The sequence below is a fragment of the Flavobacterium sp. WC2509 genome, assembly GCF_052683105.1.
The window spans coordinates 3,594,128-3,615,724 of record NZ_JBQZFG010000001.1; the positions used below are offsets into that span (position 1 = coordinate 3,594,128).

Below are 21,597 nucleotides of genomic sequence, written 5' to 3' on the forward strand. Positions count from 1 at the left end.
TTTTTTTTAAAATTGAAATTGTAGGCCGTAACCGCTTTGATTGGCAATTATATTTAATTCAAAATTTGAATCGTTAGTAGCTGACTTTTTTAAACTTTCATTATAAAGTGCAAGAGCGTCATTTAATTTTTTTGTTCTACCTGATAAAACAGGAATTGAAGTAATTAATGAGGCTATTCCAAGATAAGTAGCACCAGTTGGATATTTTACATCTGTCAATGCTCCAGAAACTAGGTCAGCAATGATTAAGCCACTACCAAATCCAAGTAAAAAGCCTCCTATAGCCCCTTTGGTTCTTGACGATTTGTAAAGGTTCAAAGCTTCGGTATTAGATGCTAATAAAGTTTTGACTTCCTTTGGGGAAATTTGTTTCCCTTCTAGAAGAAAATGATTTTTTTCAATTGTTATTTCTTGTGAAAAAGCTATTGCTGAAAGAAAAATGGTAAATAGAGTAATTATTTTTTTCATTATTTTTTGAAATGAGTTATTTTTTCCAATTGTCAACAGCTTTCCTAACACTGCCATATTTTGCAAGCAATTCAGCTCCTTCTTCATAAGTTACAGGAATTTCTCCCATGATCATTTTTACGCCACGATCAACCAGTTTGCTGTTACTTAACTGCATATCCACCATTTTGTTTCCTTTTACTTTTCCAAGCTGAATCATAGTAGCAGTGGTAATCATGTTCAGAACTAATTTTTGGGCGGTTCCGGCTTTCATTCGAGAGCTTCCAGTTACAAATTCTGGTCCTACAATGACTTCGATAGGGAATTTTGCTGTTTGCGAAAGCGGACTTCCAGCGTTACAGGAAATACTTCCAGTGCTAATGTTGTTATCGTTGCAGGCTTTTAAACCGCCAATAACATAAGGTGTGGTTCCCGATGCGGCGATACCTATCACAACGTCGTTTTCGTTTACATTAAATGCCTGTAAATCTAGCCAAGCTTGAGTTGCATTGTCTTCGGCATTTTCTACAGCTTTGCGAATAGCAGTGTCTCCACCAGCAATGATACCAACAACTAAATCAAAAGGTACACCAAATGTAGGAGGACATTCAGAAGCGTCTAATATTCCTAAACGGCCAGAAGTTCCTGCGCCAATGTAGAATAATCGTCCGCCCAATTTCATTTTGGAAACAATTTCGGTTACTACTGTTTCTATCTGAGGCAAAGCTTTTTCTACTGCAAGAGGTACAGTTTGATCTTCCTGATTAATGTTGGTTATTAATTCTCGAACCGACATTTTTTCGAGATGTTCGTATTTGGAGGATTGCTCGGTGGTTTTGGTAAAAGTCATTGTTATTTGAAGTTCAAACACGCAAAAGAATTACGGTTTATTTGTGTTTACAAACTTAAAAAAATTAATAGTAGCAACCGAGTTATAAATGAATTTTAGGAAACTGAATTTTTATTCCCTGTCAAACTTTATTAATTTGTTTATCTATTATTTGTTTTTGATTATGTGCAACTCGGATAATGAAGAATTTTGAAATTACACGAATTAGCTATAAAACAAAGTTCGTTTGCTTTAGTATGCAAGGTTAAGGCTTGGGCTATTTTTTCTTGTTGCCGAATCACAACTTTTGGGTATAAACGCACTTCAATAAAACGTCCCGAACCATTTTCCAAAACTTCTAGTGTTGCCTCTGCATCATCTTGATAAGAGAGTACATCAATTTCGTTTTGAGAACAAACATACAAATACGACATCATGTGACAAGAAACGACACTGCTTAATAATAAATCTTCTGGATTATATAAACTAGGATCACCTTTGAATGCTTTAGCAGCCGAAATATTTAAAATTTCTTTTCCTTCAATGGTAATTTGATGAGTTTTGAGGTATTGTTTTGAGGTTGAAATCGCTTCTTTACTAACTGAATCCCAATTTAATTTTACTTTGAATAAATGCTTAAATCCCATGTTTTTTATGTTTATGTAAAGTTGTTTTATGCACTATGCTGCGTGAGGGATTAAAGTGGAGCTCTTTTTCTTTTTCAATTGCCTCGGGTTTAAACCCGAGGCAATTGAAAAAGAAAAAAGCGGGAACGGAAAGCCCGACCCGTAGTTTTTACGAAGGGTCACGCCCAAATAAGCTTTATAAACTAATGAAGTAAATCCAAACGGATAATTTATAGTTCGGAAAAATATTTTTTTAAAGAAATAATTTATAAAAAATAAGCCAGCACAATCCCTATTACAATCATTGAAACTTTAACGATATTGAATTTGTGTCCTTCGCTACTTTCAAAAATAATTGTGGATGAAATGTGAAATAAAATACCAATAACCACAGCAGTAATTTGAGGATAATAATTATTCAACAGCGGAAAAAAATCAGAGACTAAAGTTCCCATTGGAGTCATTAGAGCAAAGGTGGTCATAAAGACAAAAATGGCTATTTTATTCAATTTAGAATTGATGAAAAACATAGTCAGAATTATAGCAATCGGAAAATGATGAATTGCAATCCCCAATGCTAAATCATGATGGTGCCCTACTGGAAAACCTTCTAAAAAAGCATGAATACAAAGACTGATGAATAATAACCAAGGTATGTGATACATTTTATCATGTCCGTGAACGTGTCCGTGTTCGGCTCCTTTTGAGAAAAATTCCAATATAATTTGAAATAAAATTCCAATCATAATGAAAAGTCCAATGTTGTGGTCGTGACTTTCATAAACTTCTGGGAGTAAATGCATCACAGTTAACGAAAGTAAAAAGGAACCACTAAAAGCTAACAATAATTTAAGATTAGTTTTGCTTTTTGGTTTCAAGAACAAAGCCAAAATATAACCTATCAATACGGAAAATAAGGGTAAAAGGTAATTCATTTTTTTTAGCCGTTTATTTGTTGAATTGTTTATTCGTTTAATCGGTTAAACAATTTAACTATTTGAAAATCATAATTAATCGTTCGCTTTCGGTTTTATGGAATTTCTTTAATTTATAATCACCAAAAATATCCAAGAGATAAATTCCAGCCTCTTCCATCATTACTTCAAAATCGTTTAGTGTTAAGGCTTTTACTTTTTCTGTAAAATGATAATGTTGTCCTTGATCATGAAAATCTATTACCTTGTAAATATGTCCATCAGTTAAATGACGTTTAATATTAAAATCAATACCATCTACTGTTTTAACTTCTTCAGGAACTAAATTTGCAATTACTTGATTAACATTCATGAAATCAATTACGGCAAAACCATGTTCTGTTAAACTTTCTTTCATGGCTTTTAAGGTGACAAAATTGTCTTCATCATTTTCAAAATAACCAAAACTGGTAAACAAATTGAAAATGGCATCAAATTTATCTTCAAACTTTTCACGCATATCATGAACCTGAAAATGCAAGTTTTTATTTTGGTTTTTATTAGCTTCAGCAATACTATTTTCGGATAAATCGGCACCAATAACATCAAAACCTAATTGGTTCAAATAAATAGCATGTCGACCTTTGCCACAAGCTAAATCCAACACTTTTGCTTTTTCTGGAAGATTGAGATAATGGGTTAGATTATCCATAAACAATTGGGCCTCTCTATAGTTTCTTTCTTTGTAAAGGATATGATAATACGGACTATCGAACCAAGAAGCAAACCAATTCTCTGGGTCGCAGTTGTGGATTTGTGTTTTGTTATTTGTAGAATCGGACATTTATTCTTTTTCAATTAATTTAAGTCCCGCAAATTTAGTGTATTTTTGCAGAAAATTATGTAGTTTATAGCGATAATAAAAGTTGCTATGGTTCTGAGTTACTTAGGTTCTAGGGGACTTAAGTAATATTTGATGTAATTATCAAATATTAGTAACTCAGAATCTTTAAAACTTAGTACCTTATAAAAAAAGATGGAGAATTTTAAGATGATTGCCAAAACCTTTTTTGGTTTTGAAGAAATACTAGCAAAAGAGTTGACAATGCTGGGGGCTCAAGATGTGGAGCAGGGGGTGAGAATGGTGAGTTTTAAAGGGGATAAAGGTTTTATGTATAAAGCAAATTTGTCTTTGCGTACTGCTTTGAAGATTTTAAAACCAATTTATTTTTTTAAAGCAAAAGACGAACAATCTTTATATAAAGGGATTCGTGGGACGAATTGGTCTAAATATATCAATGCTAATCAAACTTTTGTAATTGATACAACGATGCATTCGGAATATTTTAATCACTCTGAGTTTGTGTCTCAAAAGTGTAAAGATGCAATCGTTGATCAGTTTAGAGAAAGAACGGGGCAACGTCCAAGTATTGATAAAGCTTTTCCAGATTTAAGAATTAACATTCATATTGATAAAGACCAAGTTTCGGTATCGTTAGATACTTCTGGGAATTCTTTACATCAACGTGGTTATAGAACTGCTACTAATATTGCTCCTATAAACGAGGTTTTGGCAGCAGGAATTTTGCTGCTTTCAGGTTGGGATGGCCAAAGTGATTTCTTGGATCCTATGTGCGGTTCGGGGACTTTTTTGGCAGAAGCAGCTATGATTGCTTGTAATATCCCTGCAAACATTAATCGTAAAGAGTTTGCTTTCGAAAAATGGAATGATTGGGATAATGATTTGTTTGATTCAATTATGGATTCTTTGATGAAGAAAGTTCGTGAGTTTCATTACACGATAAAAGGATATGATAAAGCACCATCTGCAGTTCAAAAAGCAAAGGATAATGTGAAGAATGCCAATTTGGATGAATATGTAAAAATAGAAGAACAAAACTTTTTTGATACAGAAAAAACTTCAGAAGGGAAATTGCACGTGGTTTTCAATCCGCCTTATGATGAGCGTTTGGATATTCACATGGAAGAATTCTATAAAAATATTGGAGATACGTTGAAGAAAAATTATCCTGGGACTAATGCTTGGTTTATTACAGGAAATTTGGAAGCCTTAAAATTTGTTGGATTAAAACCTTCTAGAAAAATTAAACTGTTCAATGCTAGCATTGAAGCTCGTTTAGTGAAATACGAAATGTATGAGGGTAGTAAGAGAACTAAATTTCAGGTTGCTGAATAAGTTAAAAAAAAACAGAAACTGATTTAATAACAAATAATTTAAGGTTTGATAAAACTAGTTACTAAGATAAAAAACATCAAAATCTTAGAGTCTCAGAACCTTAGCACCTCAAAAAAAATGACAAAATTACAAGTAAGAGCGTTTCTATATAATCTAGGCTGTTTTGCTATATTGTTTATTTCATTTAGATATTTGGTTGAACAATATACTAATTTGTCTGGTATATGGATTTCTATGACAGCATTTATAGCAGGAACACTTTTAGCTCCAAAATTCCAAGCTGCCAAAACTAAAGACGGAGAAAAGTTATTCATGTCTTGGTTATTTGTAAAGGGGCTTAAAGAAATAGGATAAATATTATTTAGATTTTAAAAAAAGAGTACAATTGAATTTTATAGATCAATTGTACTCTTTTTTATGGTTTTTATTTTTTATAGCGTAGCTATTTCTTCTTAGTTGAGGACTTTACAGGTACCACTTTCTTTTTGTAAAGTGGAATAAAATACGAAACGGTATAATTAAATCCTGCTCCAAAATTACCATCATACGTTCTGTTAAATCCAGGAATATAAAGGCTTTCAAAATTGTTTGGTTCAGAACTAGTAACTAATGCCTTCAATTGCAAAGTAAAACCAACATAGATATTGTTAAGGACTTTTACATTGATTCCAGCAGCTACTTCAAGCCAATTTGCTGTCAAACCATTATAAGACTTGTCTGATTCGATGCTTGTTGATTGATCAAAATAAGGATGCGGATTATAGATGGAATAATTGTTTAGACTCTCATTAAAAGTGCTAAAACCATATCGAACTCCTACTGTTATTAGGTTTTCCATATCTAGCCAATTGGTGTAAGCGTTATAATCAAATCCCACTTTTAGATATGCTCCTTTGGTAGTAGTATTCAATAAAGGATCTTCAACAGTAACATCTTCACTTCCTATTTCGCCATAGGCATAATATTTTTTCGTTAATCGATAGTCAGCAACAAACGCTAATCCTTTATAGTTGGAATCATAAAAAGAGCGTACAATTTTAAATACATCAGTACCGATAATCAAACCATAACGGTCTGTTTTTGGTTTTATAGTATCTGTTGTAGTCTCTAGTTTTTTTTCTGGATTTTTTTCTGTTGTTGTACTTCCATTAGAACCCTTAACTATTATTTCCGGAGGGATAGTTGTAGTAGTATTTTTTTCTTGTGCCTGAACAAAAAACAACGACAATAAAAAGAAAAAACTAAAAGAATATTTTAATGATTGTTTCATTTTCGTTTGTTATGTTATCTTTTTCTACTATCACATATTTAATCCACATTTGATCTGCGGGTGTCGCATCAGTTAATGTAAAAGGATTGGTATTGTCCAAATCAAAAAGGGTTTTAAAGCCACAAGCTCTTGAAACGTAAAAATTTTCACGACTATATTTAAACTCTAAATTATCTTCGTTTACGATTAATGGATTTCTATTGCCGTAATTGTTTATGAATTTATATTTCACAAGATCTGCGGCAGTATTCAATGGAAGTAATATACTATCTGCACTTGTTACATATCGTTCATCACCTATAGCAGTTGGACTCAAAACAACCCCTTCGGTCATGCCTTCTCCAATTACTTTTAGATTAGTAACACTTTTCTTTACCGATGCATTACTGTAATCGAAAAACTGAATTAGCATCCTTGGTGTGGTGGGAGTATTGGGATCGCAAATATCATCTGGTTCGCAACTAGAGGAAGCAAAACCAAGAATCATTAAAAAAGCAATTATTTTTTTCATGTAATAGAGGCTTATCGTCTTTCCAAAAGTACAACATTTTCAACGTGATGCGTTTGCGGAAACATATCCACTGGACGCACTCGAGTCACTTTGTATTTTTCGTCCATTAAAGCCAAATCCCTAGCTTGTGTAGCCGAATTACAACTCACATAAACTACTTTTTGAGGTCCAATTTTCATGATTTGTTCTACTACATCTTTGTGCATTCCGTCACGAGGTGGATCGGTGATAATGACATCTGGTTGCCCGTGTTGTGCAATAAAAGCGTCGTTAAAAACTACTTTCATATCTCCAACATAGAATTCACAATTATCAATATTATTGCGTTCCGCATTGGCTTTTGCATCTTTAATAGCATCTGGAACGCTTTCTACACCAATAACTTTTTTTGCTTTTTTAGAGACAAATTGGGCAATGGTTCCAGTTCCTGTGTATAAATCATAAACCACTTCGTTTCCAGTTAAACCTGCAAAATCTCTGGTTATTTTGTATAATTCATAAGCCTGATCCGAGTTGGTTTGGTAAAAAGATTTAGCATTGATACTAAATTTCAAACCTTCCATTTCTTCAAGGATATAATCTCGTCCTTTATATAATTTGATATCGGTGTCATACAAAGTGTCGTTCGCTTTATTATTAACCACATATTGTAATGAAGTAATTTGAGGAAATTTCTCGTATAAGTGATCCAAAATCAATTCACGATTCTTTTTATCGTTTTCAAAAAACTGAATCAAAACCATGATTTCTCCAGTCGAAGCCGTTCTCAGCATCAATGTTCTCAATAAACCTTCATGAGCTCTTGGATTAAAGAAAGTCAAGCCATGTTCGTTTGCAAAAGCGCGAACTTCATTTCGGATGGCATTCGAAGGATCTTCTTGTAGGTGACATTTATTAATGTCTAGAATTTTGTCCCACATTTTTGGAATATGGAAACCAAGTGCATTTCTGTTACCTAAGTCTTCTTCACTTCCAATTTCAGCCTCAGTTAACCAACGGCTGTTCGAAAACGAAAACTCCATTTTATTTCTATAGAAAAACTTTTTTTCTGAACCTAAAATCGGCTCAAATTCAGGAAGTTCGATTTTACCAATGCGTTGTAAATGGTTTTTTACCTCATTTTGTTTAAAAAACAACTGTTGGCCGTAGTTCATATTTTGCCATTTACATCCACCACAAACACCAAAATGTTCGCAAATTGGATCTACACGATGCTCTGAAAATTCATGAAAATGAACGGCTTTTCCTTCGTAATAAGCCTTACGCTTCTTAAAAGTTTGTACGTCAACAACATCTCCAGGAACTACATTTGGGATAAAAACTACTTTACCATCGGGAGCTTTTGCTACCGAAACGCCTTTTGCACCTGCATCAAGGACTTTTATTTGATGAAAGACAACTTTGTCTGTATTTTTCTTTGCCATGGCGCAAAAATAAGCCTTTGAATTTATTTTTAGATTTAAATTCTATTTTTTTTTGAAAAGGGAGTATTTTTTCTTTTGAATGAATTTGAGGGAATAAATAATTTTACTGAATGGATGTGTTTTTATAAGACAGCAATTGTCAAATGTTATTTGCTGTTTCAGTAATATTAAAAATGATATTAAAAACAAAACCTCGTTTAAAAGAAATTAAACGAGGTTGTTTTTGATTGTTTCATTATTTCGATTACATTTTCATAAGTTTATAATATTGTCTTTGGCCTTGTGAGCTTAATTCAACTATATATAATCCTGCTTGTTCATTTAGTTTGAATTGATGAGTTAAAGTATTGATGTTTTCTTTATGGTATATTATTTGCCCACTTACACTAAATACTTTAATGGTTATATCTTTTAAGTCGCCCAAAGCAATATTTACCGTTCCTAGGTTTGGATTAGGAAAAATAGTAACTCGATCAAAAAAAGTGTTAGTTTCTAAGTTGTTTGTATTAAGTGAAGAAAAACAATTTGAAATGTCCTTAATTGAAAGAAGATAATTAGTGTAATTCACTTGCCCTAAATTTATATTTTTATAATAATCATAAATAGAATTGCTAATAGTGGTTACGTTAGTAGTTCCCCACCAATTATTATTTGCGGTTATATTTTTGCTTGAATTATTTTGAATATTATAAGTTGTATTGTTATAGAAATTGGAGTTGTCTATGGTTATTATGTTAGCATTAGCTATTTCTAAGCCTACAGAATTATTCTTAATGGTTGAATTTGTAAATGCGACACTACCTCCAATATTATATCCATTATACCCGGTTATTTTAATTGCGGTACCACTATTATTACCTGTTATTTGTGAACATTCAAATTTTCCATTACCGAATATTAAACCATTTGAAGTGTTGTAATTAAATTCACTTTGTGTAATTTCTACCCTTGCTGCAGGTAGATTTAGTGGACTATTGTTTATTTTGCTGGTTTTTATTATAACCGGTCCGTCTTTTGGGTTTTCACTTCCTTCAATTATTTGTGAATCAGTTAATTCTGAATTTGTAATCGCGATATTTGCACCACAACAACCTATACTTAATGATGTTTTGTCTACTACGCATTTGTTTACTTTTATTCCATAATTATATGAATCCGAAATTATTGTACTGTTTTTAATAGTGCTATTTTTTATCTCAATTGTTTCAGTTCTTGGATATAAACCCTTGATTATTGTTCCCGAAATTGTTGCATTATCAATGACTAAACTAGCCGTACTAGAATAACCTTTAGTTTGAACATAGGTATTTGTCAATACAATATCTGAAAGCTGCAAGATACCTGTGTTTTTAATTAAATCTTGACTGAATTCAGATTCGTTTGCTAGTTGCAATGCATTTTTCGGACCAAAAAACTTCACATGAAATAATTGGCTATTGCTTAAATTAGTGCTTTTAAAAATAAGCATTGCTTTACCTGCAATATTACCATTAAATATTATAGGAAGATCCTTCGTTCCATTAGCAACCAATATACCTTTTATTAAAATTTCATAATCTGAGTTGAAATTAATTTGTACACCAGGTTCGATTGTTAATGATACGCCATTTGGAATTTGAACGTCACCAGTTAAATTGTATGGACTGCCAGATAAACTCCAAGTTGTATTTGTAAAGTATGGTCCGCTGACATTTGTTTGTGAAATTACTTTTGTGTAAGTAAATAAAAAGATTAGTAGTCCGAATAGTAGTGTTTTTTTCATTTATTATATTTTTTTCAAATATAATAATTTAATTATTATCAGATTTTATTTAACAAAAATACTCGTTACTATTTAATAATTTTTTTGATAGATATCTTTTTTTGCTATAAGTTACTGAAAATTATCCTTCCAATCTTTGGTCGTAATGGCCGAAATTTTATTTTCGGAGTTCATCGTCACCCGAAGTTCCTTGTTGGCTTTAGCATAATTAAATAGAGCTTTGAATCTGTAAATATTAGTTTTATCAGTCTTATTAGGAATCATTTCTGTAAATTCAAGATCCTTAAAAGCACCGTATTTTAGGCTGTATTTTGCTCCAATTTCTTTGACTTTTTTTTCAGTAGAGTTGGCAATAACTTTGTCTGTGGCTTCACTTTTATTGAAAGCTTTAAATTTAGATGTATTGCAGGTCATCAAAAGTCTTTTTCCAAGTTCATAAGCCTTGTTTTTTTGTACTTCTTGTTCAGCATTCAATTCAGTAGTAGTAACACTTTTACCAATCAATTTTCCATTCACATTTTTAGTTTTACAGCCAAAAAAGATTAGTATACAGCTTATTATAATATATTTTTTCATATTCAATAAATTAGATGGTTCTATAAAATAACGAAATTTTTAGCTGTAAAGTATCAAAAATGATTCTTATTATTAGAGCCTAATCCCGCTTTCCGCTACAAATCCTCGTTCTAGAAGCAATTCCACTAAGCCCGTAAAGGAGCTTCCGTTGGTTGCTCTTTACGGGCAAGTGTCATTTTAGCTTCTAGAACTCCGGGTTTTTCACTACAATCGGGGGCAGGGAAGTAGAGAGGAGTAAAAGATTTATTAAAAAAGAGAATATTTTTTAGTTGTTTTAAAATGTAATAATTTGATTTTCAGTTATAAGTAAGAATATTAAATTTTAGTTAAATAAATCAATTCCGAAAACAGTTACTTTACTAAAAACTTAAATTTGAGAGAACTAATAAAAAACAATAATTATGAAAAGAAATGCAACCGCAGTCTGGAATGGTTCCTTAAAAGAAGGAGCTGGAAAATTAACAACCCAAAGTAAGACCCTTGATAATACTCAATATTCATTCAAATCCCGATTTGATGAAGGAATAGGAACCAATCCCGAAGAACTTGTTGCGGCAGCGCATGCAGGATGTTTTACCATGCAGCTTACTGCTTTTATTGGTGAAACAAGTGCAGTTATCGAAAGTATAGAAACTAAATGTGATATCAGTTTAGTAGATGGAGCAATTAATAGTTCTCATTTAACTGTCAATGCAAAAATTGAAGGTATCTCAAACGAGACGTTTCAGGAATTAGTTACCAAAGCCGAAAAAAATTGCCCGATTTCAAAATTATTCAATACAGAAATAACTACAACAGCAATTTTGGTTTAAAAACTTTGTTTAACCGCAAAGCTTTGCGTTCATTGCGTAATCCTTGCGCACTTTGCGGTTAAATCTTTTAAGAAACTAAGTTTTCTTCTTTATCAATTCATAGTTTATAATTGAAAAAAAGTAAAAAAAGCAATCGGCAGTAATTTTACCTAAAATAATTCCAACGAAATAATTCCCAGTTATTATTGGCATCCAATACATACTCGATGGCCGAATAAAAAAGAAATCCAAAACGGCAGGATAACCAAACTCGAGAAATAAATTCCGAATTAAGTATAATATTTCCTTTGAAGTATTTTTTTTATGTTGAAGTTTTTGCTTTTTGTAAGAAATATAAATCATCACACCGTAAAAAGCAAAATATTCGGCAAACGTAATAAGATAAGCAGTTGCTAATCCATTAAAAATACGACTGAATTGTGAAGGAATCAATGCCGCACTCGTAGCTGCCAACTCCGAATATTTATATCGATTAAACCATTCTTTAAAATTAGATTTTTGCAACATTTTTTTGAAAAATAAATTTGAATTCAATTTAAAAAGCTTTTATTAGAGTGATATTTAAGTTTTAAATTTTTTAAATGATTCATTTGGATAAACAAAAGATATAAATATTTAAATAAATTAATGTGAATATACTATTTAATATTTTAAAGATATTTATAGAATTTTGTTCTAAATTATTTTGCATGATTAAAGAATTTTTACATGTATTTTCTTTCTAAAATAATTTTTAATCAATAACTTAATCTCGTTATTTGTATCAAGTGATACATTGAAAAAAAATAGACCTTATGAAGTTGTATCAAAAATTGTCCCAAATCAGTTTTCTGAAAAAAAGTTATACTTACAAATTTCTATTTGTTGCTTTCATTGGTATTCATATTCCACTAATTGGGTTGTTATTATTTGTGCTGTATAGTAGTGATTCGGTTTCTACAGTTTCAATTTTATTGTTTGCATTATTAATGACTTTAGCAGCTACTGCAAGTACATTGTTAATTTTAAAAAAACTAATAAAGCCTATTGAAGTTGCATCAAAAGCTTTAAGTGGATATAGAAATAATCGAATTATATCTGATTTACCTACAGATTTTTATGATGAAGCAGGTTTGTTAATGCGTAATATTCAAGAATCAATAGAAGAAAATGAAATTTTTATCAACGAGAAACAAGACTTAATATACATGCTTTCTCACGATCTTAGAACTTTTGGTGGGACTGCCGAAACTCTATCAAAACTTATTCTTGACGAAAATATTTTTGATCCTGTAAAAGATTATGCAGAGTTAATTAATGATTTAATGTGTCAGCAAAATCTGTTTATAGAAAGCATTATAAATCTGTTAAAAGAGCAAGATGAAATTGCAAATAGTAATTTGGAACTCAAAATAATAAAAATAGAGTCTTTGTTTTCGGTTGTAGAAAAACAAGTTTCTCAAAAATTAAATTTGAAAAATATTGAGCTTATTTCATCTATTGAGGTGAAAGAAGTTTTACTAACAATAAGTGGGGATTTATTAGTTCGAGTTTTAGTGAATTTAATCGATAATGCTATTAAATTTTCATTTTCGGGCAGTCAAATTCATGTTAGAATTTATTTAGAAAATGCAAAATTAAATATTATGGTATCGGATAATGGTATTGGATTTGAACAAAAACATAGTGAGATGTTGTTTGAAAAATTTTCAAAAAAGGGTAAACCAGGAACTCTAAATGAGCCATCGACAGGTATTGGTTTGTATTTATGTAAAAAGACTATTGAAAAACATCATGGAAAATTAATTGCTCAAAGTGAGGGTATAAATAAAGGCGCACTATTTTTAATAAGCTTTTAGTTTAAAAATAGTGTTTCTTTAAGAGTCGGTAAAAGGAAATAAACTGAGCTAGATTTACCAAAGTTGATGTACTTGTGGCTTGATGTATTGCTCATAAATAGCATTCATTGCATTGATTTTCTCTGGAGTCAGTTTTGGTAAATCATATAAGGATAGATTAGACAAAACGTGGCTTTCTTTTGAAGCCCCAGGAATGATACAGCTTACTTCATTAAAACTCAAAATCCATTGTAAGGCAATTGGAGCTAAATTAGTAGTTTCTGGGAAAAGAGCTTTCAAAGCATCAACAGCTTTTAGACCCAATTCATAATCAATACCAGAAAATGTTTCGCCTTTATCAAAAGCAGCTCCATCTCGATTGAAGTTTCGGTGATCTTGTGCGTCAAAAGTAGTTTTAGCATCAAATTTACCAGTTAATAATCCGCTGGCTAATGGCACTCTGGCAATAATTCCGATGTCTTTCTTTTGAGCTTCTTGGAAGAATAATTCGCTTGGTCGCTGACGAAAAAGATTAAATATGATTTGAATCGTGGTAACATTAGAATATTCAATAGCTTTTAGGGCTTCTTCAACTTTTTCTACACTTACACCTAAATTTTGAATCTTTCCTTGATCTTTTAAACGATCAAACATTTCGAAAATTTCGGGACGATAAAATACTTGGTTGGGAGGACAATGCAGCTGAATAAGATCTATTGTTTCCAATTTCATTCTTTTCAAACTGTCTTCTATATATTGTTGTAAAACCTTTGGCTGGTAGCCTTCATTTACATGTGGATTGATATGTCTGCCGCATTTTGTTGCAATATAAATACGTTCAGAACGGGAACGAACCACTCTTCCGACAGCAGTTTCGCTTAAACCATTTTCATAAACATCGGCAGTATCAATAAAATTCACTCCATTATCAATAGCAGTATTGATTAACTCGTCAGCAGTTTTGTCATTAAATGGCGAACCCCATTTTCCACCTACTTGCCACGTACCAAGTGCTATTTCCGAAATATTAAAATTGGTCTTTCCTAGTTTACGATAATTCATTTTTTTATTTTTTAAGTTTCTGAGATACTAAGTTTCTAAGATGCTAAGATTTTGAAATACTGTGTTGCTAAGATTTAAACTTAGCCACTTTCTAATCAAATAAATCTGAAGATAAATAACGATCTCCACGGTCACAGATAATTGCTACCACCAGACCTGATTCTAATTGATTGGCAATTTTTACGGCCACAGCAACAGAACCTCCACTACTCATTCCTGCAAAAACACCTTCTTCTTTTGCTAATCTTTTGGTCATTTCGCGTGCTTCTTGTTCGCTAATATCTACGGTTACATCTACTTTTGAAGCATCATAAATTTTAGGTAAATATTCTTGAGGCCACTTTCTAATACCAGGAATTTGAGAGCCTTCACTAGGTTGTGCTCCAATAATTTGGATATTTGGATTTTTTTCTTTCAAATAAATTGAAGTTCCTATAATGGTTCCTGTAGTTCCCATCGCAGATACAAAATGAGTTACCGTTCCGTCAGTATCATTCCAAATTTCGGGTCCTGTGGTTTTGTAGTGTGCTTTCCAATTGTCATCATTTGCAAACTGATTGAGCATTACATAACCGCCTTCGGCTACTTTTTTATCGGCATAATCTCTAGAGCCGATGATTCCTTCACTTGCAGGAGTTTGAATAACTGTAGCGCCATAAGCTAGCATGGTTTGTGTACGCTCGATAGTGGAATCTTCAGGTAATACCAATTCGATTTCTATATTGAATAATTGAGCAATCATAGCCAAAGCAATTCCAGTATTACCACTAGTTGCCTCAATTAATTTATCTCCTTTTTTGATATCTCCTCTTTCAATGGCCGATGCAATCATGTTGTAAGCGGCTCGGTCTTTTACGCTTCCTCCAGGATTGTCTCCTTCAAGTTTTAATAAAAGTTTTACGTTTTTGTTTGTAATTAAACTGGTGGTTTCGACTAACGGAGTGTTCCCAATTAATTCAACTAATTTATAGGTCTTCATTGTTATTTCTTTTCTTTTATTTTAACTTCGGTTGTGGTGGTATTCAAAACAATTGAATCATGAGGAATCGATTTGGTAACCCATGAATTTCCACCAACGATACTATTTTTGCCTATAACTGTATTGCCTCCCAAAATGGTTGCATTGGCATAAATGCATACATTTTTTTCTACTGTTGGATGTCTTTTTGCATTTTTCATGTCTTTACTCACGCTTAATGCTCCCAAAGTTACCCCTTGATATATTTTTACATTCTTTTCGATGACGGTTGTTTCTCCAATTACAATTCCAGTTGCATGATCAATGAAGAATGGCGAATCAATGTTGGCTCCAGCATGAATGTCGGTTCCGGTAATTCGATGGGCGTATTCACTCATTAATCTAGAAAAAAGTAATAAATCAAGTAAATACAACTCATGGCTCAATCTGTAAATGGCAATCGCATAAAATCCTGGATATGCTAAATAAATTTCTTCAATTCCATTTGAAGCGGGGTCATTTTCTAAGATGTAAGAAGCATCTTTATTTAAATTTTCAAGTACTGAAGGTAGTTTTTCTAAAAATTTATCCCAAGCATGTTCGCAGGATTGTTGTGGTTTTTTGCAGGCAATTAAAGCAATTTCTTTAAATTGTTTTTCTAATTCATCAATGCTTTCATTTAATGGAGCATTAGAATCAAATAAAGTATAAAATAATTTTTCGGTAAAGGCTTCAGTTTTAGTCTTTATGCTGTAATTTATAGTGAAATCACTTTTTAAATCACTAATATTTTGAACAATCAGATCTTTGGTCATGATTATGAAATTGTATTGTTATTTATGAAGAGGTAAAAGTAAGGCGTTTTTTAGAAAAAATAACAATGATTGTATAAAGAATTAACTGGAGCAAAAAGGTTTTAAGAGATATAACGTAATCGCTTCTTTTTATGGATTATATCACATCAAAATAGCGGATTTTATTATTGATTTCATAATGAAATAGCCCACTTTGTTTGGATGAACTCCATCCTTAGAATAAATTGATTGTAATCCTTTTTTGTTATCTACCATTGCGGAATAATAATCAATATACAGAATATCATTTGCTTCGCAAAATTGTAGTATCAGGGTATTTAAGGTTTCAATTTTTTCTGCGGGTTTTATTCCTTTTCGCCAAGGATAATCAAAGGCGGGTAGGATGGAACACAATATTGGTTTAATGTTATTTGCTTTGGCTAATTCACACATTGATTTTAAATTCCCAAGAATGTTTTCGAGTGTTGTAGGACCTGTATTTCCTGCTATATCATTGGTTCCTGCCAAAATAATGACTGTTTCTGGTTTTAGTTCAATTACATCAGGTCTAAAACGTATCAGCATTTGTGAGGTAGTTTGACCATTTATACCTCTATTGATATGTTTTTTATTAGCAAAGAATTCGAGGTCATTTGTTTCCCAACCTGCTATTATAGAATCGCCAAAAAAGACTATTCTTTTTTCTTCGAAAGGAAGAGTTGTAATTTGGCTGTTTTTATCTTTGAATCTGTTTAAGTATGCCCAATCAGGGTTTTTGATTTTTTCATCCATAAGGTGCGTCAAAAGAGATTTTATTTTTGATTTGTTGAAAGCCATATTCAAAAATAAAACTAATTTGTTGTTTTGTCTTTAGATTTAGATTTGTTTTTAAATTTTCAATCTGTTTTTAAATTTTCAATCTGTTTTTTTTCCGAAATATTTTTTGTGTGAAGGATAGGAACGGCATCTCCCGATTTAGAAAAACAAGGCTTTTTAGCCGTAGTTTTTGTTAATCGGGAATACAGTGGATAGCCTGACCTTGTTGCTATTCTGATGTTTCGGTTTTACTGAAAATTTTTGCAACAAGGACACACCCAAATAAAAAAACCGACTTGCTTTCACAAATCGGTTGGGTTATTAAGAGGATTTATTTTTATTCGAATAAGCCTTCGATGCTTAAATAGCGTTCTCCAGTGTCGTAGCAAAAAGTAAGTACTTTGGAACCAGCTGGAATCTCTTTTAATTTTTTGGCAACAGCAGCTAATGAAGCTCCTGATGAAACTCCAAGAAGAATACCTTCTTCTTTAGCTGCTCTTTGAGCATATTCATAAGCTTCATCTTTGGTTACCTGAATCGTTCCGTCAAGGATTTCGGTATGTAAATTGTTTGGAATAAAACCGGCTCCAATTCCTTGAATAGGGTGGGGAGAAGGTGCGCCACCACTAATAACCGCTGAAACTTCGGGTTCTACTGCAAAAACTTTGATATTAGGAAAATGTTGTTTTAATATTTCGGCACAACCTGTGATGTGTCCTCCAGTTCCAACACCAGTAATTAAGTAATCTAGGCCATTTGGAAAGGCATTTAAGATTTCCTGAGCTGTAGTGGTTTTGTGAATGTCAATATTTGCTTGATTATCAAACTGTAGAGGAGACCAAGAGTTTGGGATTTCGGCGATTAATTCCTGTGCTTTTTCTAGAGAACCTTTCATTCCTTTTTCACGAGGAGTAAGAACAAATTCGGCTCCATAAATACTCATTAAACGGCGTCTTTCTACAGACATAGAGTCTGGCATCACCAAGATTAATTTATATCCTTTTACAGCTGCTACCATCGCTAGTCCAATACCTGTATTTCCTGAAGTTGCCTCGATTATGGTGCTTCCTTTTTGGATTAATCCTTTTTGTTCAGCATCTTCAATCATAGACAAAGCAATTCTGTCTTTAATACTGGCGCCAGGATTTGTTTTTTCCAGTTTTACCCAAACATTGGCATCTGCACCAAATAGCTTATTGATTTTTACGTGTGGCGTATTGCCAATGGTCTCTAATATATTATTGTGTATCATGATAGTTATAGATTTATTTGAGTAAATATAAGATAGAAAATGCTATTTTCAAAATATATGCAGATTAATTCTATAAGAATTATAGAGATAGTTTTTAAATAAAAACCCCGATTTGAAATATTTCAAATCGGGGTTTTGTGTATGTGTTTTTAAGTGTATTACAAGTGAATCACTTCGCCATAAGCATCAGCAACCGCTTCCATAACTGCTTCACTCATTGTTGGGTGAGGGTGAATCGATTTTAAGATTTCATGTCCAGTAGTTTCTAGTTTACGAGCTACAACTGCTTCTGCAATCATATCCGTAACACCAGCACCAATCATGTGACATCCTAACCATTCGCCATATTTTGCATCAAAAATTACTTTTACAAAACCGTCAGGAGTTCCAGCAGCTTTAGCTTTTCCTGAAGCAGAGAATGGGAATTTACCAATTTTTAATTCGTATCCTTTTTCTTTAGCTTGTTTTTCAGTTAATCCTACAGAAGCGATTTCTGGAGTTGCATACGTACATCCAGGAACGTTTCCGTAATCGATTGGTTCAACATGTAATCCTGCAATTTTCTCAACACAGTTAATTCCTTCAGCAGAAGCTACGTGAGCTAATGCTTGTCCTGGAGTAACATCTCCAATTGCGTAATATCCTGGGATGTTAGTTGCATTGTAAGCGTTAACTAAGATTTTATCTCTATCAACAGCGATTCCAACTTCTTCTAATCCGATGTTTTCAATGTTAGTTTTGATTCCAACTGCAGACAATAAGATGTCAGCTTCAAGAACTTCTTCTCCTTTTGCAGTTTTAACAAATGCTTTTACTCCATTTCCAGTAGTGTCAATGCGCTCTACAGAAGAGTTAGTCATAATTTTGATACCCGCTTTTTTCAAAGAACGCTCAAATTGTTTTGAGATATCTTCATCTTCTACAGGAACTACATTTGGCATAAATTCAACAATAGTCACATCAGTTCCCATTGAGTTGTAAAAATGTGCAAATTCAACTCCAATTGCTCCAGAACCTACAACAATCATAGATTTTGGTTGTGTTGGTAATGTCATTGCCTGACGGTATCCAATCACTTTTACACCGTCTTGTGGTAAGTTTGGTAACTCACGAGAACGAGCTCCAGTAGCAATAATAATATGATCAGCACTATATTCAGTAACTTTTCCGTCTTTATCGGTAACGTCTAATTTTTTACCAGCTTTTAGCTTTCCAAAACCATCAATTACGTCAATTTTATTTTTTTTCATCAAGAATTGAACACCTTTGCTCATTCCTTCAGCAACACTACGGCTACGTTGTACAACAGCCGAAAAATCTTTATCAAATTCATTTACAGTTAATCCGTAATCTGAAGCATGTTTTAAATAATCAAAAACCTGAGCCGATTTTAGTAACGCTTTAGTTGGAATACATCCCCAATTTAAGCATATACCACCAAGGTTTTCTTTTTCAACTACAGCTACTTTAAATCCTAATTGAGAGGCTCTAATTGCTGTAACATATCCTCCAGGTCCACTTCCTAAAACTATAATATCGTATTTCATTTTGTGCTTGTTTTATTTGTTATTTGTACAAAATGCAGTCGGCAAGGCCTCGTGTCATTTTCTGTGTTTTATTTAAATTATTGTAAAAATGAATTTTTGAAAACTCATCGTTATTTTTATGATTAATGTAATAAATTGAGATTGCGAATTTAAGGATTTATTTAATTATGAAAAAATTTAGCAGGAACAAGTTTTTTGGCATTTTGTTATAAAAAAGTGTTCGAATTGGAAGTACTAAATTGTGAATCATACAAGTTTTTATAATATCCTTTCTCTTGGTTTATTAATTCTTGATGTGTTCCTTGTTCTACAATAAGACCTTTGTCCATAACCACAATTTTATCGGCATTGACGATCGTAGCCAAACGGTGGGCTATAACAATCGATGTTCTGCCTTTAGTGATGGTTTCAGTTGCGCGTTGAATTAATTCTTCCGAATAGGTGTCAATTGAAGATGTAGCTTCATCCAAAATAAGGATACTCGGGTTACTCACATAAGCTCTTAGAAACGCAATCAGTTGGCGTTGTCCGGAAGATAACATTACACCTCGCTCTTTTACATCAAAATCATAATTATCAGGCAAACTCATTATGAAGTCGTGCACACCAATTTTTTTAGCAGCATCCAAAACCTGCTCCCTCGTAATTTCAGGATTGTTAAGTGTTATGTTATTATAAATGGTATCAGCAAAAAGAAAAACGTCTTGTAATACCACTGCAATTTGCTTTCGTAACGAACTCAAAGTATAATTCTCAATATTATGATTATCGATAAAAATTGAACCGCTATTAATCTCATAAAAACGATTCAGTAAATTAATGATGGTAGATTTTCCTGCTCCTGTAGAACCAACAATCGCAATAGTTTGACTCGCTTTTACTTCAAGATTAATTCCTTTTATCACTTCTTCGTTTGGAATATAACCAAAATGAATATTTTCAAATCGAATGTCTCCGTCAAATATTGGTGCTTCAATAGTTCCTGTATCCTGTATTTGGTCTTGGGTATCCAAAATGTCAAAAACACGATTCGCAGCAATCATTCCCAGTTGCATCTCATTGAATTTATCTGCAATTTGACGAAGAGGATTAAACAACATTCCGATGAACATCGTGTACGAAAATAAATCTCCAAATGTAGTCGATGAATCTCCATCCAAAATATGAAAACCTCCGTACAGGACAATAAAACCAAGTGTTAATGATGAAATAATATCGGCAATAGGGAAGAAGATTGAGTTGTACAAAATCGTTTTTATCCAAGCTCTGTTGTGTTTGTCATTGATTATTCTGAATTTTTCGGCTTCGATATCTTCGCGATGAAACAGTTGAACAATCTTCATACCTGTAACTCTTTCTTGTACAAACGAGTTCATATTGGCAATTTGAGTTCGTACTTCTTCAAAGGCAACTTGCATCTTTTTTTGAAAAATACGAGTGATAAAAACCAAAATAGGCATTGCAACAATTACGATCCAAGTTAGTTTCCAGTTCATGTAAAACATAAAAAGAAGGACTACCAGCATTTTCATCAGATCACTAATAATCATGAATAATCCCTGACTGAAAATTCGAGCAATAGCTTCAATATCGGATACAGAACGAGTTACCAATTGACCTACTGGAACAAGATCAAAATATTTCATTCTAAAACTCAAAATGTGCTTGAATAATTTTACCCGAATGTCTTTTACAATATCTTGACCGAGCCAATTGGCCCAATACACAAAGAAAAATTGTGCTAAAACCTCAAGCAAAAGGACAACTCCCATTAAGGTGATGTAAATCAATAAACCTGTTTGGTCTTTAGGCTGAATGTAGCTGTCAACAGTTTGTTTTAGTAAATAAGGGCGTAGTGCTGCAAAAACCGAGAGTGAAATAGCAAAAATAATTACACCATTAAAACGCCATTGATAGGGTTTGGTATATTTTAATATTCTTTTAAATAATCGAGTATCAAATGCTTTTGCTTTCATTTTTTAT

22 protein-coding genes are annotated in these 21,597 nt (G+C 32.5%); 4 read left to right on the forward strand and 18 right to left on the reverse strand.

The genetic code is table 11. From position 1 onward, the window contains the following. Positions 1-6: 6 nt before the first annotated feature. The 5 genes from ACUN3A_RS15040 to ACUN3A_RS15060 all read right to left on the reverse strand — a co-directional run bounded on the left by ACUN3A_RS15040 (position 7) and on the right by ACUN3A_RS15060 (position 3,660). Positions 7-468, reverse strand: coding sequence for a hypothetical protein (locus tag ACUN3A_RS15040; protein ID WP_445552099.1), 462 nt, complete (start codon positions 466-468; stop codon positions 7-9). A gap of 16 nt (positions 469-484) precedes the next feature. Beyond that, positions 485-1,297 carry an N-acetylmuramic acid 6-phosphate etherase gene (murQ, locus tag ACUN3A_RS15045; protein WP_445552100.1) on the reverse strand — a complete coding sequence of 271 codons (813 nt, stop codon included), beginning with the start codon at positions 1,295-1,297 and terminating at the stop codon, positions 485-487. A gap of 161 nt (positions 1,298-1,458) precedes the next feature. Next, positions 1,459-1,923 carry an OsmC family protein gene (locus ACUN3A_RS15050; protein WP_445552101.1) on the reverse strand — a complete coding sequence of 155 codons (465 nt, stop codon included), beginning with the start codon at positions 1,921-1,923 and terminating at the stop codon, positions 1,459-1,461. Between the two features lie 245 nt (positions 1,924-2,168). Beyond that, the gene (locus ACUN3A_RS15055) at positions 2,169-2,837 is read right to left on the reverse strand and encodes a ZIP family metal transporter (protein WP_445552102.1); all 669 of its coding nucleotides are present in this window, start codon (positions 2,835-2,837) and stop codon (positions 2,169-2,171) included. Between the two features lie 58 nt (positions 2,838-2,895). Beyond that, positions 2,896-3,660, reverse strand: coding sequence for a class I SAM-dependent methyltransferase (locus ACUN3A_RS15060; RefSeq protein WP_445552103.1), 765 nt, complete (start codon positions 3,658-3,660; stop codon positions 2,896-2,898). Positions 3,661-3,852: 192 nt separating this feature from the next. Between ACUN3A_RS15060 and ACUN3A_RS15065 the strand changes: the two genes are divergently transcribed. Beyond that, positions 3,853-5,013, forward strand: a complete 1,161-nt coding sequence (locus ACUN3A_RS15065) for a THUMP domain-containing class I SAM-dependent RNA methyltransferase (protein WP_445552104.1) — start codon at positions 3,853-3,855, stop codon at positions 5,011-5,013. A 117-nt stretch (positions 5,014-5,130) separates the two neighbouring features. Then, positions 5,131-5,367, forward strand: coding sequence for a hypothetical protein (locus tag ACUN3A_RS15070; RefSeq protein WP_445552105.1), 237 nt, complete (start codon positions 5,131-5,133; stop codon positions 5,365-5,367). 88 nt (positions 5,368-5,455) lie between these two features. On the opposite strand, the gene ACUN3A_RS15075 is transcribed toward ACUN3A_RS15070, so the two are convergent. From ACUN3A_RS15075 to ACUN3A_RS15095, 5 genes are all read right to left on the reverse strand, one after another. Further along, positions 5,456-6,283, reverse strand: coding sequence for a DUF6048 family protein (locus tag ACUN3A_RS15075; protein WP_445552106.1), 828 nt, complete (start codon positions 6,281-6,283; stop codon positions 5,456-5,458). Further along, the gene (locus tag ACUN3A_RS15080; protein ID WP_445552107.1) at positions 6,255-6,794 is read right to left on the reverse strand and encodes a DUF6452 family protein; all 540 of its coding nucleotides are present in this window, start codon (positions 6,792-6,794) and stop codon (positions 6,255-6,257) included. Before ACUN3A_RS15080 ends, ACUN3A_RS15075 begins: the two co-directional genes overlap by 29 nt. Positions 6,795-6,805: 11 nt before the next feature. Next, on the reverse strand, positions 6,806-8,218 hold the full coding sequence (gene rlmD, locus ACUN3A_RS15085; protein ID WP_445552108.1) for a 23S rRNA (uracil(1939)-C(5))-methyltransferase RlmD: 1,413 nt from the start codon (positions 8,216-8,218) through the stop codon (positions 6,806-6,808). 244 nt (positions 8,219-8,462) lie between these two features. Further along, positions 8,463-9,980: a T9SS type A sorting domain-containing protein gene (locus tag ACUN3A_RS15090; protein ID WP_445552109.1), complete on the reverse strand. Its 1,518-nt coding sequence runs from the start codon at positions 9,978-9,980 to the stop codon at positions 8,463-8,465. A gap of 111 nt (positions 9,981-10,091) precedes the next feature. After that, positions 10,092-10,556 (reverse strand): hypothetical protein, encoded by a 465-nt coding sequence (locus ACUN3A_RS15095; RefSeq protein ID WP_445552110.1) that lies wholly within the window; start codon positions 10,554-10,556, stop codon positions 10,092-10,094. 401 nt (positions 10,557-10,957) lie between these two features. Here ACUN3A_RS15095 and ACUN3A_RS15100 point away from each other — a divergent pair, with 401 nt between their 5' ends. Further along, positions 10,958-11,368 (forward strand): OsmC family peroxiredoxin, encoded by a 411-nt coding sequence (locus ACUN3A_RS15100; RefSeq protein ID WP_445552111.1) that lies wholly within the window; start codon positions 10,958-10,960, stop codon positions 11,366-11,368. A 75-nt stretch (positions 11,369-11,443) separates the two neighbouring features. Here ACUN3A_RS15100 and ACUN3A_RS15105 read toward each other — a convergent pair whose 3' ends face one another. After that, entirely contained in the window at positions 11,444-11,902 is a 459-nt protein-coding gene (locus tag ACUN3A_RS15105; RefSeq protein WP_445552112.1) for a hypothetical protein, read from the reverse strand. A gap of 434 nt (positions 11,903-12,336) precedes the next feature. On the opposite strand from ACUN3A_RS15105, the gene ACUN3A_RS15110 reads away from it, so the two are divergent. Then, entirely contained in the window at positions 12,337-13,206 is an 870-nt protein-coding gene (locus tag ACUN3A_RS15110) for a sensor histidine kinase (protein ID WP_445552113.1), read from the forward strand. 54 nt (positions 13,207-13,260) lie between these two features. Here the strand turns inward: ACUN3A_RS15110 and ACUN3A_RS15115 are convergent, their stop codons facing one another. The 7 genes from ACUN3A_RS15115 to ACUN3A_RS15145 all read right to left on the reverse strand — a co-directional run bounded on the left by ACUN3A_RS15115 (position 13,261) and on the right by ACUN3A_RS15145 (position 21,590). Then, complete coding sequence (locus tag ACUN3A_RS15115) at positions 13,261-14,247, reverse strand: aldo/keto reductase (RefSeq protein ID WP_445552114.1); 987 nt, start codon at positions 14,245-14,247, stop codon at positions 13,261-13,263. 91 nt (positions 14,248-14,338) lie between these two features. Next, positions 14,339-15,226, reverse strand: a complete 888-nt coding sequence (cysM, locus tag ACUN3A_RS15120; RefSeq protein ID WP_445552115.1) for a cysteine synthase CysM — start codon at positions 15,224-15,226, stop codon at positions 14,339-14,341. 2 nt (positions 15,227-15,228) lie between these two features. Beyond that, complete coding sequence (gene epsC, locus ACUN3A_RS15125; protein ID WP_445552116.1) at positions 15,229-16,020, reverse strand: serine O-acetyltransferase EpsC; 792 nt, start codon at positions 16,018-16,020, stop codon at positions 15,229-15,231. Between the two features lie 141 nt (positions 16,021-16,161). Further along, positions 16,162-16,836 (reverse strand): SGNH/GDSL hydrolase family protein, encoded by a 675-nt coding sequence (locus ACUN3A_RS15130; protein ID WP_445552117.1) that lies wholly within the window; start codon positions 16,834-16,836, stop codon positions 16,162-16,164. Positions 16,837-17,152: 316 nt separating this feature from the next. Next, on the reverse strand, positions 17,153-18,067 hold the full coding sequence (cysK, locus tag ACUN3A_RS15135) for a cysteine synthase A (protein WP_445552118.1): 915 nt from the start codon (positions 18,065-18,067) through the stop codon (positions 17,153-17,155). A 158-nt stretch (positions 18,068-18,225) separates the two neighbouring features. Continuing rightward, entirely contained in the window at positions 18,226-19,614 is a 1,389-nt protein-coding gene (lpdA, locus tag ACUN3A_RS15140) for a dihydrolipoyl dehydrogenase (RefSeq protein ID WP_445552119.1), read from the reverse strand. A 206-nt stretch (positions 19,615-19,820) separates the two neighbouring features. Beyond that, entirely contained in the window at positions 19,821-21,590 is a 1,770-nt protein-coding gene (locus tag ACUN3A_RS15145) for an ABC transporter ATP-binding protein (RefSeq protein ID WP_445552120.1), read from the reverse strand. Positions 21,591-21,597: the final 7 nt, after the last annotated feature.